The 17,831-nt window shown below is 72.3% G+C and carries 10 protein-coding genes and 1 pseudogene; 5 read left to right on the forward strand and 6 right to left on the reverse strand.

Annotated features, from left to right (window positions below; all coding sequences use genetic code 11):
* Entirely contained in the window at positions 1–1,440 is a 1,440-nt protein-coding gene (locus FHX32_RS30270; protein WP_167190764.1) for a dihydrolipoyl dehydrogenase family protein, read from the forward strand.
* 77 nt (positions 1,441–1,517) lie between these two features.
* Here FHX32_RS30270 and proA read toward each other — a convergent pair whose 3' ends face one another.
* Positions 1,518–7,529 (reverse strand): anti-phage protein ProA, encoded by a 6,012-nt coding sequence (gene proA, locus FHX32_RS30275; RefSeq protein WP_167190767.1) that lies wholly within the window; start codon positions 7,527–7,529, stop codon positions 1,518–1,520.
* Between the two features lie 296 nt (positions 7,530–7,825).
* On the opposite strand from proA, the gene FHX32_RS30280 reads away from it, so the two are divergent.
* A complete protein-coding gene (locus tag FHX32_RS30280; protein ID WP_167190770.1) occupies positions 7,826–8,680 on the forward strand; it encodes a glycerophosphodiester phosphodiesterase family protein in 855 nt (284 codons plus the stop codon).
* 8 nt (positions 8,681–8,688) lie between these two features.
* Here FHX32_RS30280 and FHX32_RS30285 read toward each other — a convergent pair whose 3' ends face one another.
* From FHX32_RS30285 to FHX32_RS30300, 4 genes are all read right to left on the reverse strand, one after another.
* Positions 8,689–10,098, reverse strand: a complete 1,410-nt coding sequence (locus FHX32_RS30285; RefSeq protein ID WP_167190773.1) for an ABC transporter substrate-binding protein — start codon at positions 10,096–10,098, stop codon at positions 8,689–8,691.
* A gap of 19 nt (positions 10,099–10,117) precedes the next feature.
* Positions 10,118–10,948, reverse strand: a complete 831-nt coding sequence (locus FHX32_RS30290) for a carbohydrate ABC transporter permease (protein ID WP_167190776.1) — start codon at positions 10,946–10,948, stop codon at positions 10,118–10,120.
* Positions 10,945–11,784, reverse strand: a complete 840-nt coding sequence (locus tag FHX32_RS30295; RefSeq protein ID WP_208419494.1) for a carbohydrate ABC transporter permease — start codon at positions 11,782–11,784, stop codon at positions 10,945–10,947. The genes FHX32_RS30290 and FHX32_RS30295 overlap by 4 nt, the downstream gene beginning before the upstream one ends.
* 296 nt (positions 11,785–12,080) lie before the next feature.
* Entirely contained in the window at positions 12,081–12,482 is a 402-nt protein-coding gene (locus tag FHX32_RS30300) for a hypothetical protein (RefSeq protein WP_167190782.1), read from the reverse strand.
* A gap of 357 nt (positions 12,483–12,839) precedes the next feature.
* On the opposite strand from FHX32_RS30300, the gene FHX32_RS30305 reads away from it, so the two are divergent.
* Both FHX32_RS30305 and FHX32_RS30310 read left to right on the forward strand, forming a co-directional pair.
* On the forward strand, positions 12,840–14,186 hold the full coding sequence (locus FHX32_RS30305; protein ID WP_167190785.1) for an SWIM zinc finger family protein: 1,347 nt from the start codon (positions 12,840–12,842) through the stop codon (positions 14,184–14,186).
* On the forward strand, positions 14,183–16,864 hold the full coding sequence (locus tag FHX32_RS30310; RefSeq protein WP_167190788.1) for a DUF6493 family protein: 2,682 nt from the start codon (positions 14,183–14,185) through the stop codon (positions 16,862–16,864). The genes FHX32_RS30305 and FHX32_RS30310 overlap by 4 nt, the downstream gene beginning before the upstream one ends.
* Positions 16,865–16,967: 103 nt before the next feature.
* Here the strand turns inward: FHX32_RS30310 and FHX32_RS35515 are convergent.
* A pseudogene (locus FHX32_RS35515) lies at positions 16,968–17,048 on the reverse strand (IS21-like element helper ATPase IstB); the annotation flags it as partial.
* A gap of 37 nt (positions 17,049–17,085) precedes the next feature.
* Here FHX32_RS35515 and FHX32_RS30315 point away from each other — a divergent pair.
* The gene (locus tag FHX32_RS30315) at positions 17,086–17,805 is read left to right on the forward strand and encodes a DinB family protein (RefSeq protein ID WP_167191091.1); all 720 of its coding nucleotides are present in this window, start codon (positions 17,086–17,088) and stop codon (positions 17,803–17,805) included.
* Positions 17,806–17,831 lie beyond the last annotated feature (26 nt).

Raw genomic sequence — 17,831 nt, forward strand, 5'->3', positions numbered from 1 at the left:
ATGGACAACGCCACGTATGACGTGGTCGTCATCGGCGCGGGGCCGGTCGGGGAGAACGTCGCCGACCGGGTCGTGCGGGGCGGCCTGACCGCCGCCATCGTCGAGCGGGAACTCGTCGGTGGTGAGTGCTCCTACTGGGCGTGCATGCCGACGAAGGCGCTGCTGCGCAGCGCGACCGCGCTGCGGGCGGTACGTCGGCTGCCCGGGGCGCGGGAGGCGGTGACGGGCGACCTGGACGCGACCGCGGTGCTGCGCCGGCGCGACGCCTTCGCCTCAAACTGGTCGGACGAGGGGCTGGTGTCGTGGCTCGACTCGGCCGGGATCGCGCTGTATCGCGGCCAGGGCCGGATCAGCTCCGACCGGGTCGTCGAGGTGACCGGCGAGGACGGCGTCTCGGCCTCGCTCACCGCCCGGCACGCGGTCGTCGTCGCGACCGGAAGCAGCGCACTGGTCCCGGACGTCGCCGGGCTGCGCCGGGCGGCACCGTGGACCAGCCGGGAGGCGGCCGCCGCGAGCGCGGTACCGGGTCGGCTCGCCGTCATCGGTGGTGGCGTGGTGGCGGCGGAGATGGCGACCGCGTTCGCGAGTCTCGGATCCGTGGTGACGGTGCTGGCCCGCGACGGTGTGCTGCCGCAGGCGGAGCCGTTCGTCGGTGAGCGGGTCACGCAGGCGTTGCGGGCGGCCGGCGTGTCGGTACGTCTCGGCGCCGAGGCCGCGTCGGTGGCCCGCGACGGCGACGGCACGGTGCACATCACGCTCACCCACGGCGAGCGGGTCGACGCCGACGAACTCCTGGTCGCCATCGGCCGTACGCCGAACACGCAGGACATCGGCCTCGAGCGGATCGGCCTGAAGCCCGGCGCCTGGCTCACGGTCGACGACACGTTGCGGGTCGTCGACGCCGACGGGGCGGTGATCGGTGACGAATGGCTGTACGCCGCCGGTGACGTCAACCGGCGCAGCCTGCTGACCCACCAGGGCAAGTACCAGGCGCGCGCGGTGGGTGACGTCATCGTGGCGCGGGCCAGGGGCGAGGCGGTCGAGGATGGCCGGTGGGGTCGGCACGTCGCCACCGCCGACGAGCGGGCCGTGCCGCAGGTCGTCTTCACCGACCCGGAGGTCGCGTCGGTGGGGCTGACCGCAGCCGCCGCCGAGGCCGCCGGGCTGCGGATCCGGGTCGTCGACTACGACCTGGCGGCCGTCGCGGGAGCCGCCCTGCACGCCGATGGGTACCAGGGACACGCCCGGATGGTCGTCGACGAGGATCGGCAGGTGATCGTCGGCTGCACGCTCGTCGGCCCGGACGTCGCGGAACTGCTGCACGCGGCGACGGTCGCGGTCGTCGGTGAGGTTCCGCTGGATCGGTTGTGGCACGCCGTTCCCGCGTACCCGACGGTCAGCGAGGTGTGGCTGCGCCTGCTGGAGGCGTACGGCCGCTGACGGCCCGGCCGGGTCGTCGATGGGTCACCGTCACCATTGCCGTGGCGCGGCAATGGTGACGGTGGCCGGCCAGTCGGTCAGCCGAGGGTGATGCGTCCTTCCCCGTCGTGGCGGAGGCGGCCGCTGGTCAGGGCGACCTGGAGGCCGTACCGGAGCAGCTTGTCGATCTTGTCGGTGCGCCGCCGGTAGCCGAGGCGCTCCAGCCCGGCGCGCAGCAGCCGCTCCTCGTCCATTCGCGGCACGTCCCGCAGGACGTGTGCGAACGCGTTGGCCACCTCCTCCGGCGGGATTTCCTCGAACGCCCGGTCGTTGCTGGCCTGGGTGACCCGGTACGCGCGGTAGGTTTGCGGGTCCGTGCCCTCGGGCCAGGCGTACCGGCCCACGGTGGGGTGGTCGTAGAGCCGGCGCGCGTCGACGAGGGCGAGCACGGCGACGCGGCGGTCCTCCCGGGTGCGGAGGAAACCGAACCGGGCCAGCGCCAGGCGGGCGAGCCGGTGCTGTTCGATCGGCCCCTCGGCGGCGATGATCTCGCGCAACGCGTCCCGGACCAGCCCGCGCACCCGCTGGTCGCTGGCGAGCAGGTCGAGGTCGCTCTGGTCACCGAGCGGCGTCCCGGCGTACGGGACGAACGGGTTGACCGCGATGCTGCCGGCGGCCGCCGGCGGTGCGATCGCGACGGGGGCCGGCGCGGCGGCCAAGCCGGTGACCGGTGGCGGCAAAGCATCGGCGGCGGGGTCGGTCTGCTCCGCCACGGGCGGCCGCGACAACTCGACGTGGTCCGTCCGGCGCGGCTGCTCCACCATCTCCGCGGGGCGCGCCGGCTCGGCCTCCTCGCCGGCGCGGGGTGACGGCAGGTCGACCTCGTTGGCAGACGCGGCGGGCTCCGTCGGCTCGGCCGCGGCGGCCTCGGCTCGGGCGATCGCCTCGTCGACCCGCTGCACCAGGGCGGACCGGTCGTGGATCCACGCCGGCAGCCAGAACCGAACGACCTCCGGCCAGCCCATGATCGACCGGAGCAGCCCCGGCGCGGAATCCCGGTCGGCCACGGTCGGGCGGGCGCCCCAATCGGGGCCGTCGAGCATGACGGCCACCTGCCAGCGAGCGGATCCCGGCCGGCGCACGGCAATGTCCACGGTGAAGTCGGACAGGCCGTGCGAGGTCCGTACCTCGTAGCCCTGCTCGCGCAGTGCCGCCGCGACCTCGTCGCGGATCCGGCTGCGCCGCTCGGTCCGGTCGGTGACCAGGTCGCCCAGGCGGTCCGCGCCGGCGGCGGCCATCTCGCAGTACGCCCGCAGGTGCTGGGTGCCCACCGCCGAGGTGCGGGACAGGTCGATGTCGGACGGGTCGAACGACGAGAACAGCACCACCTGGCGGCGGGCCCGGGTGATGGCCACGTTGAGCCGGCGCTCACCGCCGGCCTGGCTGAGCGGGCCGAAGTTCAGCGGGAGCTGGCCGGTCTCCGGGTTGGTGGAGAACGCCAGCGAGAACAGCACCACGTCCCGCTCGTCGCCCTGCACGTTCTCCAGGTTCTTGACGAAGATCGGTTCCGGGACGGCGCCGGAGAGGTGCTCGCGGATGAGCGGGTCGGTGCTGTCCTCCAGCAGGTTGAGGATGAGGTCGCGCTGCTGGATGTTGAAGGTGACCACGCCGATGGACTGGCCGGCGGTGGCTGGGTCGTGCAGGCGGCGGGTGATGTCGGCGAGGATCGCCCGCGCCTCGACCTCGTTGGTCCGCGAGCCGCCGCGGTCGTACTGGCCGTCGACCCGGCGCCAGGTGATGCCGGCGGAGCTGCTGGCGCCGGGCGACGGCAGGCTGGAGAGCTTGTTGTCGTAGTAGTACCGGTTGGAGAAGGCGATCAGCGACTCGTCGTGGCTGCGGTAGTGCCAGGACAGCCAGCGCTGCGGCAGCCCCGACTCGACGGCCTCGCTGAGGATGCTCTCCAGGTCCTCCAGCACCGGGCCGTCGCCGTCGTCGACCTCGTCGGTGGTGTGGCTGGCCTGCATGATGCTGGTCGGCGGCATCTGCCGGGAGTCACCGACGACCACCACGGCGCTGCCGCGACCCATCGCACCGATCGCCTCGGCCACGCGGATCTGCGACGCCTCGTCGAAGATGACCAGGTCGAAGCGCTGACTTCCCGGGGCCAGGAAGTTCGCCGCCGAGGCGGGGCTGACCAGCACGCACGGCGTCAACGCCAGCACCGCGTCCGGGTACAGCTCGAACAGCTCGCGGAAGGACCGGCCGCCGCGCTTGCGGCGCAGTTCCGCGGCGAAGTCGGCGAAGCGGCCGCGCCGGTCGGTCGGGCTGAACGGACGGCGGCGGACCAGCACCGAGGGCAGCCGCTCGGGCAGCGCCGAGCGCAGCTCACCGGCGGCCGCCTCGAACTGGGTGATCTCGTCGTCGTGCAGCTCCGGGTCGAAGTACTGCAGGCCGCCGGCCCGGACCCGCTCGGCGAGGGACGCCGCGGCGACCCCGCGCCGGTACGCCTCCTCGGCGAGCTGCGCGGTCACCTCGGCGCGCAGCAGCTGGTCCCGGTAGTCGGTGAGATCGGCAGCGGCGAGCACGTCGGCGTGGGTGAGCACGGTGGCCCAGCGGCGCAGCGGGAACAGCTCCTCGCTGCGCAGGTCGTGCAGCCAGGTCGCGCCGTCACGCTGCCAGGCGTCGACCCAGTGCGCGCCGGCGGCCCACAGCGCCAGCTCCGGCTCGCCGGAGCGCAGCACCCCGCGCCAGGCCCGCCACCGGGCGGCGACACGGTCCAGCAGGGCCGCGTCGGCGTCGGTGACACCACGCTGGAACAGCTCCCAGGCCTGTGGGTGCCGGGCCAGCAGCGTCCGGCCGGCCCGGGTCGCCTCGACCGCCTCGGTCAGCCGCTGCTGCGCGTCCGGGTGGGTGGGCTGCCAGCCGGGCAGGTGCAGGCCGCCCAGCGTCACCGCGTGCTGGTGCAGCGCCGCGGCCTGCGCCTGCGCGGCGACCAGGCGGCCGGTGGTCACCTCCACCCGGTCGACGTCGAGCGTCGCGCCGGCGACCAGGTGCACGGCCAGCTTGTCGACGACGGCCTGGCGGCGCTTGCGCTTGCCGAACAGCTTCTTCGCCGCCTCCTCCGCCTCGGCGTGCCAGCCGGCCAGCTCCGGGCGGGCGTAGACGTCCGGCCGGAAGGTGGCCAGCTCACCGGCGAAACCCTGACCGAAGGCGGCCAGGTCGGCCTGGAGCCGGGCCACTGCCTCGTCCCACCGCCGGTCGCCGGCGCGCAGGGTGGTCTCCCGGTCCGGCAGCAGTCCGCGTACGGCGAGCCAGGCGCCGGCCTGCAGCTCGGTGACGGTTTCCGGGGTGGGCAGCGTCCGCAGCAGCCCGACCAGGTGCGGGTGGCCGGCGAGGTCGGCGCGGAGGCGTTCGAGTTCGGCGGCGATCTCGGTGACGGCCGCGGTATGCAGCCCGTCGAGGGCGCGGCAGCCGCTGAGCGCCCAGGGGTGCTCGGGCCGGACCCGGGCCGAGCGGGCGGCGGCCGGGAACTCGCGCAGGGTCCGCTCCACCTGGGCGCGTACCTCGGCGGGTGTGTGCAGGTAGCTCACCGGGATCGGGGCAGCCGGGCCGTCGTCGTAGGCGAGGACCTGTTCGTAGGCCGACCAGAGCGACATCCCGACGGGGTTGGCGGTGTGGACCTGCTCCGGGTATTCGACCAGCGGGGCGAGCCGGGTCCGGTAGGCCGTCTCGACGGCCGTCCAGTCGCCGTCGCCGCCGCCGTCGTACTGGTCGAGGGCGTCGCGCAGCTGCTGGCGGATCGCGTTGAGGGACTGCTTGCGCCCGTGCAGGTCCAGCGCGAACGGTCCGAGACCGATCTGCTTGAGGCGGCGCTTCACGACGTCGAGGGCGGCCTGCTTCTCGGCGACGAACAGCACCGACCGGCCGGCGGCGACAGCGCGGGCGATCATGTTGGTGATGGTCTGCGACTTGCCGGTGCCGGGCGGGCCTTCCAGGACGAAGGAGTGGCCGCGCTCGGCCATCACGATCGCCTGCATCTGGGAGCCGTCGGCGGGGATCGGCAGGTGCAGCTCCGCCTCGTCGACGGCCACCTCCACCTGGTGCTCGGGGCGGGCCGGGTCGTCGAAGGTGGCGCCGGAGGACTCGACCAGGTGCCGCACGACCGGGTTCTCCATGAACCGGGGCCAGTGGTCGCCGAGGTCCCGCCACATCTGGAAGGTGGAGAACTGCAGCAGCCGCAGGCTGGCCGTCTCGTCGATGCGGTAGTTGAGCCGGTTGTCGACCAGCCCGGTGTTGATCGCGGCCAGGGTCTTGGCGATGTCGATGCCGTGCTCGTCGAGGACCGGCTGCTCCAGCTCCCGGATGCGCACGCCGTGCTTGACCCGCAGCCACTCGATCAGGCAGTGGTTCGGGCTGGCCACCTCGGTGCCGTCGATGACCAGCGCGTACGGCCGGCGGCCGGCGCCGCCCTCGATGCGCACCGGCAGCAGGAACAGCGGCGCATACGCCTCTCCCCCGCTGGTCTTGGTGTGCACCAGCGTGCCGATGGTCAGGTAGAGGTAGTTGCTGCCGGTCTCCTGCTCCATCGTGCGCGCCTCACGCTGCAACGCCCGCATGACGGTCTTGTAGCGGGCCTCGGTGACCGCGCCGTAGACCCGCCGGTCGGTGCGCAGCTCCCGGGTGAGGATCTCGGCGTCGAGGTCCTGCGCCCGGCGGGCGCCGGCCAGTTCGTGGACGTGGCTGATGTCGTCCTGCGGGATGACCTGCACCTGGCGGCTGTCGTGGATGAGGTCGTCGAGCAGGGCGAGGGCGCCGGCGGGCACGTGCAGGTCCAGGCCCCGGCCGCGCTTGGGCAGGTTGAGCAGCGGGTTGCGCAGGCTCAGGTCGAGCAGGGACTTGCGCCACTGCTGGATGCGCGCCGGCGAGCCGTCGGCCGGCTGCGGCACCTCGTCGCCCTCGTCGGCGAGTTGGCGCAGCTTGGCCGCGGCGACACCGGGCGGCAGGTCGAGGGAGGCGGCTTCAGTGTCGGTGTCCGTGCTCGTCTGGGCCTCGACCGGCGCGACCAGTTCGTCGGCCGACGGCAGCGGGCGGATGCCGGAGCGGTGCGCGAGGTGCACGTCGACGACGCCCTGTAGCCGGTGGACTTCGCCGCGGAAGTGGCCGAGTCCGACCCGGACCGCCTCGGTGAACGTCGCGGACTGCGCGCCGGGCCCGATGCGGGTCAGCTCGACCGGCACCGCCCGGCCCGAGTCGACCATCGAGATCAGCAGGTTCGTCTCGGTGACGGCGGTCGCGCCGAGCCGCTCCTCCTCCAGCAGGAAGCCGCCGAAGGCGTGCCCCTCGCTGATGAAGATGAGCGGGTGCAGGCCCGCCGCCTCCAGGCAGGCGGCGTAGGTGACGGACAGGTCGAGGCAGTTGCCGAGCCGCCCGTCCAGCACCGCGGCCGTCGTGCGGACCTTCTGGCCGCTGTTCTCGAACGACGCCGGCAGGGTCTGGTAGGTGATCTCCAGCTGGCGCAGCGCCTCGTACACGGCGCCGGCGATCAGCGCCGCCCGCTCCGAGCCCTCCTGGTAGCCCTGCAGCGACCCGGAGCCGGTGCGCGCCAGCAGGAGCTGCGCCGCCGATCGCAGCACCGCCTCGACCGCGCGGGTGTTCGGCTGCACGAAGGCGGCCAGGCTGTCATAGAGGGCCGGGCTGTTGAACCACTCGTTGTGCGCCAGCACTCGTGACGGTGCGACCAGCCGTAGTGCCTGCCCGTTGGCCTCGACGGTGAGCCGGTAGTCGACCGGGAACGCCTCGTCGGTGCGGTACAGCAGCGCGCGGTCGGGGGTGACGTCGCGGAAGTCGTCCCAGCCGGTGCTCGCGCCGGGCCGCAGCGGCGTGGCGAGGGTACGCGTCCACGGCTCGGTGAGCGCGCCGTCGGGCCCGCGCAGTTCCAGGGTGAGCGTCACGTCCGACAGCGGCTCCGCACCGCGGTTGACCAGCGTGAGGTGGCGGACCAGCGGCACCCGGTTGTGCACCAGGGCGGCGTTGATCGCCGGCTGCACGAGCAACGCGACGGCGAGCTGGTCGTCGTCGGCGGTGAACTGTGCGAAGACGCTGTCGGACATGGGCGTTTCTCCAGGTGGCGCGGCCGGGAAAAGGTCAGCCTAACGGCGACGACTCCCCACCGTGCGAGTGCACCGAGCGCACCTGGCCCTCCCCCGCTCCCATCCCCGCCGACCCGTGCTCATCATCGCGACGGACGGGACGGGCTGCTGTTGCAGCGCGGGCGGCGACGCCGCACGGCTCGTGGCCGACGAGTGGTCCGCCGCCCGCTTCTGGGTGATCATTACTTCTGCCGCCCGCACAGCCACTACCGGTACCGGCGGCGGCCACCGTCGCCCCTTTACTACGGAGTTCCTGAATGAGTACGAGTCCGTCAACGAGGCGGGGCGCCGCGACGTACGCGCACCGGGGATCGTCCGGCACGGCGCCGGAGAACACCGCTGCCGCCTTTGAGCTCGCGATCGCCGAGGGCGCCGACTACATCGAGACCGACGTGCAGCTCAGCGCCGACGGGGAGCCGGTGATCATCCACGATGTGACGCTCGCCCGCACCACCGACGCACGGCTGACATTTCCGGACCGCGCACCCTGGAACGTGCACGACTTCACCGTGGCCGAGCTGAAGAAACTCGACGCCGGGGCGTGGTACGACGGCGAGTTCACCGGCCAGCACATCCTCACGCTCGACGAACTGCTCGACCTGCTCGGTGACCGGGTCGGCCTGAACCTTGAACTGAAGTCACCAGCGGTGAATCCCGGGCTGGCGCAGGCGGTCGTCGCTCGGCTGCGCCGGCGTCGCGACTGGATCTCCCCGGGCGTCCGCCCGCGGCCGCTGATCGTCGGGTCCTTCGATGAGCAGGCCCTCCGGGACTTCCACACGCAGCTGCCCGATGTCCCGGTCTCGCTGATCACCTACGACGTGCCGGCGGGCGGGAAGCTGACGGGCCTCGCCGGGTGGATCTTCTCGGTCAACCCGGACATCCATCGGCTCCGGCTCGATGACGCGGCCCGCGTCATCGAGGCGGGCATGGCCCTGGTGCCGTGGACGGTCGACTCGCCGGAGTTGTGGCGGTGGGCCCTGGACCTCGGCGTCGACGGCATGATCACCAACTACCCGTACGCGCTGAAGACGATGCTGCACGGTCACTGCGACGAAGAGGGGCCGACTCTCACGGAGCCGGCCCCTCGTCCCGAGGTGTCCCCTCGGCGGTGACGCTGTGGTCAGCTGACCGACTTGTTGTAACTGTCGATCGCGGCCTGCACACTCGCCGCGGCGTCCTTCATGGCCTGGTCGGCCGGCTTGCTGCCGACGATCGCCGCCTCCAGGCCGTCCTCCGACGCCTTGCGCGCCTGCGGCATCACGCCGAGCAGGCAGCCGGCCGACGCGACCGACGGCGGCAGCGCGTGCAGCTGGTCCACGGCGGTCTTGAACTGGGGGTACTGCGCCACCCAGTCCTTGTCGATCTGCTCATCGAGCGCCTTGGCGTTGACCGGCACGTACCCGGTGCCGGTGTGCCACTTGGCCTGCTGGGCCGGGGTCAGGGCGAACTTCACGAACTCCCAGGCGGCCCGCTTCTCCTTGTCGCTGTGCCCGACGCCATTGATCCACAGCGAGGCGCCGCCGATGATCGGCCCGCCCGTCGAGGAGCTGCTCGCCTTCGGGTACGGCGCGGTGAGCACGGTGAACTTGCCCTTGGCCGCCTCGATGTAGCCGCGCATGGCGCCCGTGGATTCCAGGTGCATCGCCACCGTGCCGGCCTTGAAGGCGGCCTGGGCGTCGTCGGTCTTGCGGCCGGTGTTCGTCGCGTAGCCGCCCTTCACCAGGTCCGCCCACCACTGCGCGACGCGCACGCCGGTCTCCTGGTCGAACTGCACCTTCGTGGCGAGGCCCTTGCGGCCGTTGCCGTTGTCGCAGTACTCCTTGCCGTCCGTCGCGATCAGCTGCTCCACCAGCCAGCCGTAGATGGCGGCGCCGAAGCCGTACTGGACGGTCTTGCCGCCGGCGTCCTTGACGGTCAGCTTCTTCGCCATCTCCCCGATCTCGTCGAGGTTCTGCGGCGGCTTCGTCGGGTCGAGGCCGGCCCGGACGAAGGCCTCCTTGTTCAGGTACAGCAGCGGGGTCGACGTGTTGAACGGCATCGACTGGAGCTTGCCGTCGATCGAGTAGTAGTTGGCGATGTTCGGTTCGATGTCGCCCGCGTTGAACTTGTCCTTGTCGATGAACTTGTGCATCGGCACGGTCTGCTTGGAGTCGACCATGAAGCGGGAGCCGATGTCGTAGATCTGCACCAGCGCCGGAGTGCTCTTCTGCTGCACCGACGCCTTGTACTTGGCGATGGTCTCGTCGTAGTTGCCCTGGTAGATGGGCTTGACCTCGACCTTGCCACCGCTCTGGGCGTTGAAGTCGGCGACCAGCTTGTCGATCGCCTCGGCGTTGGCGCCCTTCATCCCGTGCCAGAACTCGATGGTGGTCTTGTCGGTGGCCTTCTCGAGCACCTCCGCGCCGGGCGCCTCGAGCGCGTCCTTGCCGGAATCGGTGCCGGACCCGGAACCACCGCACGCGGTCAGCGCGGCGGCGGCTACCAGGGCGACGAATGCCGTCATTGCCCGGCGGGGCTTGGGTTGTCTCACGGGTTCTCCTCTTGACGAATTAACGCAGCGCGCCGGCGGTGAGGCCACGGACGATGTAGCGCTGACCGAAGAGCACGACGGCCAGCGTGGGAAGCAGGGACAGCGCGACGCCGGCGAGAACGAGGCCAGGTTGCGCCGCCTCGGCGTCGTTGAGCTGGGAGATGCCGATCTGCAGTGTCTGGTACTCGGAGTCGCGGATCAGGATCAGCGGCCAGAAGTACTGGTTCCACGCCGAGAGGAAGACATAGACCCCGACCGCCGCGATCGAGGGCTTGGACAGGGGCACGATGACCCGCCACAACAGGCGCCAGTGGCCGCACCCGTCGATCACCGCGGCGTCCCGCAGCTCGGTCGGAAACTGCAGGAAGGCCTGGCGCAGCAGGAACGTGCCGAACGCCGAGGCGAGGAAGGGCAGCACGAGACCGAGGTAGGTCAACCCACCCCGCGCCAGACCCCAGCCGGAGATGGCCAGGTAGTTGGGAATGATGATCGCTTCCCACGGCACCATGAGAGTGGCCAGGAACAGAGCGAAGGTCGCCGCCTTCGCCGGCAGGCGAAGGAAGGCGAAGGCGTACGCGGCCAGGATGCTGGTGACGATCTGGGCCACTGTGATGGCCCCGGCCTGGACCGCCGAGTTGACGTAGAAGCGGCCGAGCGGCACCGAGCGGAAGACGTCGGTGATGTTCTGCCAGTACAGCTCGTGCGGCACCAGTGCGGGCGGGTAGGTCGCCAGGTCACCGGGGCCCATCACGGCGCCGACGAAGCCGTAGTAGATGGGGAACAGGACCGGGATCAGGGCCAGGCCGAGCACGACGTAGACGGCGGCCTGCCCGAAACGGAACTTCTTCATCGATAGTGGACCCGCCGCTCGAGGATGCCGAACTGGACAGCCGTACAGCCGAGCATGACGATCAGCAGCACGACGGCCTGGGCGCTGGCTGATCCGAAGTCGGAGGACCCGTAGGCGAACGCCTTCTCGTAGATGGAGTAGACCAGGGTCGTCGTGGCCTGGTCGGGGCCGCCCTTGGTCAGGATGTGGATCTGTCCGAAGCTCTGCAACGCGTGGATCGTGGACACCACGACCAGGAAGAACAGCTGCGGGGAGAGCAGCGGCACGGTGATCCGGGACGCCAGCCGCCAGCCGGTCGCACCGTCCAGCCGCGCGGCCTCGACCACCTCAGGTGAGATCGCCGCGACCCCGGCGGAGAGCACGAGGACGTTGTATCCGAAGTTCATCCACACCGTCGCGGCGCAGATGGCGGGCAGCGCGATCGACGGGTCGGTGAGCCAGTTGACCCGGTCGATCCCGAAGGATCCGAGCACCCCGTTCGCCACGCCGATCGCGGGGTTGTAGATGACGGCGAAGACGACCGACGCGGTCGCGACCGAGAACGCGAACGGCAGCGCGAACGCGGTGCGCAGCACCCGTACGCCGCGGATGCGTGCCTCCAGCAGCAGCACCACGAACAGCGCGCCCAGGACGGCCGGCACGACGGAGAACAGCGTGAACAGGCCCGTGGTGGCCAGCACCCTGCCGAACTCGGCGGACAGCATCTCCCGGTAGTGCTCCGCGCCGACGTACACCGACGGCGCGCCGAAGAGGTCGTTACCGTGCACGGACAGGTACAGCGTCCGCCCCAGCGGCCAGAACACGAACAGCGCGAAGACCACGACCGACGGCAGCAACAGCAGCCACCCGAGCCCGGATTCGAAGCGCGCTGGCTTCCCTCGCCGGGCGGTCGAGCGGGGGGAATCCGAGGTCGGCGCCTGGTCATCCGGTGGGGCGGTGACGGTGGGAGGGGGATGCACGGGCAGCACAGTACCAACGGCATCGACCGAAAGAAATCCTTCCATGCAGCACCCGGAGCTGGAATTTCTTTCCAGGACTGGTGCTCTTCCCCACCCGTGGCCAGTGCGTCGTCACCCTCCGGTGTGGTCACGAGTCTCGAGCGGCAGGGAAGCCTTGCTCGGCGGACGCGACGTCAGCGACCTCGACGGCGCGCCGTGAGGGGTACGAGGACGAGGCCGGCAGCGCCAAGTGCCGCGGCTCCGACAGCCCACCACCAGAAAAATTTCGAAAAGACTGAGGCGATCACCAGCCCCACGCCAATACCGGCCAGCAGGCCGAGCCCAAACAGGGCCCGTGGCGGCAGCGCGAGGTACGGCAGCCGCCGTACCACGAGCACTTCCAGCCAGGTGCCGCCCACCGCCAGCAGTGCCGCGCCGGTGGCGTCCACGGCGGACAGTCCGTGACCGTCGCTGATCGGCACGAGGACCGAGCCCTCGTGACCGGCGGGGACGAAGAGGGTGAGCACGCCGGCGACGATGAGCAACGCGGCGACCGCTACCTGGGTGCGTGGCGCGCCGCCGCCCTGGTGAGACATCGCTTCAGTTTCGGTTATCCGCCACCGGCTTGACAGGAGCCGAATCGCCGAATCTTGCGGGCCGGCGGCGGTGGGCCACCGGTCCCGCCTTCCTCGCCCGACCCGGCACCCTCCCGCCGGCACCGCGTCAGAAGCGATTGCACGAAAGTGCTCCAGCCCGGGGCGGTGGGTCGAACCGGAGCGACGTGGAAGCCGAGGAAATGTCGTACGGCTCGGGTTAGCTGCCGCGTACCGCTCGCCGTCCGGAGCCGGGGCAGCGTCGATGCGTTGTGGACGGGTGCGGAGGACAGCGCGGCGTGCGCGGCGCGTGGCACCATTCCCGGACGCCGCGCGGCGGGGCCCAGGAAGGATCGAGCATTGAGTGCGAGCCCGTCCGTGGTGGACACCAGGATCTACCGGCATGCGTCGGGCGTGGTCGGTGACACCGTGGCCCTTGCCACGTCGACGCCGGACCGGGTCGACGAGCAGACCTTCTTCGCCGGTTTCGTGCGTACGCCCCGGGTGGTGGCCGGCGGGCTGCTGGCACTGGCCGACATCGCGGCTGCCGACTTCCGGCCGGTGCGTAGTCCGGGCGGGCGCGATCCGGTGGTCACCGGCGACGGCGAGCGGCTGCGGTTCGAGGCGCTGTCGACCTGCGGCGGCGTGTACGGGCGCCTGGACCTGGCCGCCGACGAACTGGACGGCGCTCCGGTCGGTCAGGGCGTGACCAACGTGGACATCAACCCCGGGTTGTACACCGCGCTGACCCGCGTCGGGGCCGGGGACCCGGTGCGACTGGCGGTCGGCGAGGACGAGCTCGCCGTGTCGACGCTCGACGGGCGCGTCGTCGAGAAGCGGGTGCCCCTGCCGCAACGGTGGCTGCGCGGGCTGGCCGAGGTGTCGGCGCACGCGCTGCCGATGGACCCGCGGCTGGAGCTCCGCCCGGGACGCGCGGTCGCGCTGCTGGCCGAGGTGTCGGCGCGCACCGGCCGGCGGACGCGTCGGTTGTTGCCGGCCGCGACCGGGTGGCGCTCCACGAGCCGGCCGGTTCGCGGTGCGGTCTGCGTGGCGGACGGATACCGCCTGTCGGTGCTGCGTCCGCTGCTTCCCCTCGCCCGCACCGTCACCCTCTACGCCCCGCCGGTCAGCGGCGCGCCGACCCAGGTGAGCGGCTGGGTGCTCGACTTCGGCACGGCCCGGTTCACGCTGCTGCTGTCGACCGCCGTGCAGCACGGCTTCGCCGGGGACGGTCAGCTGCTGGCCGACCTCGGAGCCGGGTCCGCCGACGACACCGACGCCGACGCGTTGAGCGCCCTGCTGGTCACCGACCCGGTCGTCGACCGGTCGTCGGTCGCCGAGCGGATGGGCTGGGACGGTGGACGGGCCACCGCCGCCCTCGCCGCGCTCGCCACGGCGGGCCAGGTGGGCTACGACATCGCGGCGGCGGCGTCGTTCCACCGGCCGCTGCCCTACCGGGCCGATGTCGTGGCCGCGCTGCATCCGCGGCTGGCGGCGGCGCGGGCGCTGGGGGCGGCGGGCGGGGTGGTGCCGACGGCCGCGGGCGTGGAGGTGACCTCCGGTGGTTCGACCTATCTCGTGCACCGGCGCGGCGCCGGGTACGCCTGCACCTGCGCCTGGTGGGCCGAGCATCAGGGCGTGCGCGGGCCGTGCAAGCACGTCGTGGCAGCGATGATCAGCGAGGAGAACGGGGGTGACCTGCGGTGAGTGACGGATGGCGCGAGGTGTGCGCGCGGGTCGACGCGGCCGACTTCGACGCGCTCGGGGAGACGCTCGCGGGTCTGGACGCCGCCGGGCGCGCCGGCCTGCTGCCGGCGCTGGAGGCGCACACGCCGACCCGTGCCGAGCCGAAGCCGGTCGTGCTGCCCCCGCCCGAGCCCGAGCCGGAGCCGGAGTTGCCCACGTCCGGCACGTTCGGTTTCGTGTTCATGACCGCTCCCGCAGAGGAGATTCCCCGCGACCTCGCCGGCATCCGGGCGCTCATGGCCCGCCAGCGGTCGCAGCGGCAGGAACGCCAGCGCAGCTTCGAGCAGCAGCGACTGGAGTGGCAGGCCACGCACGAGGCCAGACAGCTCAACGAGCGCCGCCACGCGGTCCTCGCCATGGCCGTGCTCGCCTGCGCTCCCACCGTCGCTGACGCGGTGAAGCGGTTGTACCGGCCGTGGTCCGCGGGCCCGTCGCTGCGGGTGTCACCCGAGATGGTGCCCGGCCTGCTCCGGGCACGCGGCGCCGACTGGGGCGCCAGCCTGGCCCGGCACCTGCTGCGCCGGTCCGGCTCGCGGATCCGAGGGGCCGCTCACTGGCCGTTCACCGAGGCGCTCATGCGGGCCGTGGGTGCCGGGCCGCCGGACACGCCCGCGGCCGTGGCGCAGTACGTGGCGATGCGGCGGGGCAACCCGTCGCTGGCCGCTGCCCTGGCCGCCGACCCGTGGCTCGACCACGTGGTGCCGTACCTCTTCGACGACGACCGGGTGGCCGCCGCCTTCGCGACCGGCGTCGCGAGCCGGGACTGGCCCCCGGCCCTGCTCGAGCTGACCGCCAGCGGCCGGATCGACCGGCGGGTGCTCATCGCGGGGTGCCTGCGCCGGTTGCGGGCCGGCGGGCGGAAGGGGCTGCTCCAGCCGTACCTCGATCTGCTCAAGCAGCTGGCACCGACCCTCGACGAGTTGGCCGGGCACCGGCAGGAGCTGATCGGCCTGCTGACCGCACCGATGTCGACGGTCGCGAACCTCGCGTACACCGGGCTGCGCGACCTGCACCGGGTGTCCGCGCTGGATCCGGCTGCCCTGCTGGAGATCACCCGGAGCATGCTGTCCCGCCAGGAGAAGACGCTGGTGCGGGCACATCTGAAGTGGCTACGGACGTTTCCGGTCGAGCCGCTGCTGGACGGGCTGGTGGTCGGGCTGTTCCATCCGGTGCCCGAACTCGCCGACGCCACCCTCGACCTGATCGAGCGAGGGCTGCCGGCGCTGTCGGAGGAGTCCCGGAACCGGCTGCGCGGCGAGCTGCCGGCGCTCGACGGCGCGGTCGCGCACCGGCTGGCCGGGCTGCTCGGCGCCGCACCGCCCGCTCCCGCCGCCGTTGCCCCGCGCGTCGCGGAGCCGCCGGCGCAGATGCCACCGCCGCTGGACCTCGGCGCGCTCGCCGGCGAGTTGGCGATCGTGTTCCGCAAGGGCAACGACGATCCCGTCCGGTACGAGCTGCTGCTCGACGGGCTGGTGCGGGCGGCGCGGGGCGACCGCGCCGCTGCCGAGCGGGTGCTGAGGCCGATGGTCCCGCAGTGGACCGGACCGTGGCCGGCCGTGGTCGCCGCCGCCACCGGCAACTACGTGTCGGCTGAGACGCCGCACCGGTGGGCGGAGCCGCATCCGGTGACGCGCTTCCTGGAACGCCGGGTCACCGAACTCGCCGAACGGCTACTCAAGGAGCCGCCGCCGGCGCTGTTGGCCACGCCGGCCACCGTCGCCGGACACGTCGATCCCGCTCGGGTGCTCACCCTGCTCCGCAAGGCCGAGGACGACGGCTGGCAGCCGGGCCACGCCGACCTGACACAGGCCATCCTGCGGCTGCCGCGCGAGGTGGACGAGGTCGTCCACGCCGGCGCGCGGCGTCTGACTTCCCCCGCCGGGCGCCGATTCGCCGCGGCGCTGACCACCCGGATCGAGCCGCGCACCTGGGTGGAGGAGGTCGGCCACCAGCCGTACCGGACCGGCCGGCGGATCGCGATGCTGGACCCGACCGGCCTGCCGGCCGAACTCGCCGAGCCACTCGACGCGGTCCAGCGGACCAACCACAGCGGGTGGACCGGCGACCTGCCGCTGTGGCCGATGATCACGCCGTCGCACCGGGAGGTCATGGCCGCGCACCTCCAGCCGTTCGTGGCCGCGGCGGTGGAGCGGGGCACCATCCCCACCGGGATCCTCAGCGGTCTCGCCACCGCCGACGGCCCACCCGGCCCGGCGATGTGGTCGACCATGGCGTACGCGCTCGCCAACCATCGGCAACCCGTACGGCTGGCGGCCGGCGACGCCCTCATCACCCTCGCCGCCCGACCGGACTGGGACAGCTCCGGCATCGGGTCAGAGATCGGCGCCCTCGCCGCCACCGGTCGGATCGTGCTGCAGCGGGTCGTCCCGCCGCTGACCGAGGTGCTCAGGGCCGGTGCCCGCGAGGCGGTCTGGCAGGTGACGTCGGCGGCGGTGCCGGCGCTGCTGCCCGCCGGAGCCCGGCCGGGCCTGGCCGACCTGGTCACCCTCGCTGCCGACGCCGCACCCGGCGACCGTCCGGTCGACCTGCCGGGCCTGGCCGCGCTCGCCGCCGATCCCCGGCGGAACCGCCTCACCGAGGCCGCCCGACGGTTCACCGCCCGCACCGCCGGCACCTGATTCGCGCCGCACCGGCTTCGACACACCGCCCTGATCCCGGCGCGGAGCGGATGAGCTGGTACCTCACCGGGCGCGGGTGTCTGGTGGAGGACACCGACGGGTCCCGCGGATCGGTGAAGGTCTTGGTCCATCCGGAGAAGGATTCGTTGCAGGCGATCGCGACGCTGTTGCGATCTTCGCGCTCGGCAGCCTTGTCGGTGCTCGGACCTAGTATGCGGAGCATGAGGCGGTACATCGACGAGGATCTGCACGGTGCGGAGTTCCGCGAGTGCGATCTGACCGGGGCACGCCTGATCGGCGTCGTCATGCAGGATGCCGTGATCGACGGACTCATCACCAACCTCGTGGTAAACGGTGTCGAGGTCACCGAGTACGTCGAGGCAGAGCTCGACCGGCGCCATCCGGTGCGGGTGCTGATCCGCTCCCAGGACCCTGCCGATCTACGCGAGGCAGCGCGTCAGCTCCATGCCGGCTGGGCCGCCACGATCGAGCGAATCCGCCGTACGCCCGGCATCGAGCGCCGCAGCGTGAACGACGAGTGGTCGGCGGCGCAGACGATGCGCCACCTGGTCTTCGTCCACGACTCGTGGTTCCGCCGCTGCTGCCTGGGCTCGACGGAGCCGTTCACGCCGATGGGCATCGGGCCGACCGTCGAGCCCTACCGTGGAGCGCACGGGCTTGACCTCTCGCTCGATCCGACCCTCGACGAGATCGTGAGCGTGCGTGACGCACAGGCCGCCGAGCTCGAGGCCTGGCTCGACGAGGTCACCTCTGTGCAGCTCGCAGCGCCAGCGCCGGTGCCCGACGACGATGTCTGGCCGCCGTACGCCCGGGGCCGCTCGGTGCGGCAGTGCCTCGGCACGGTGCTCAACGAGACCTTCGAGCACCACGGCTTCTGCGTCCGCGACCTCGACCTGATTGAGGCACAGGACGCTGAGTAGGGCCGGCTACGGACTCAGCAACTTGC

The organism is Micromonospora sp. CNZ280 (assembly GCF_011759515.1).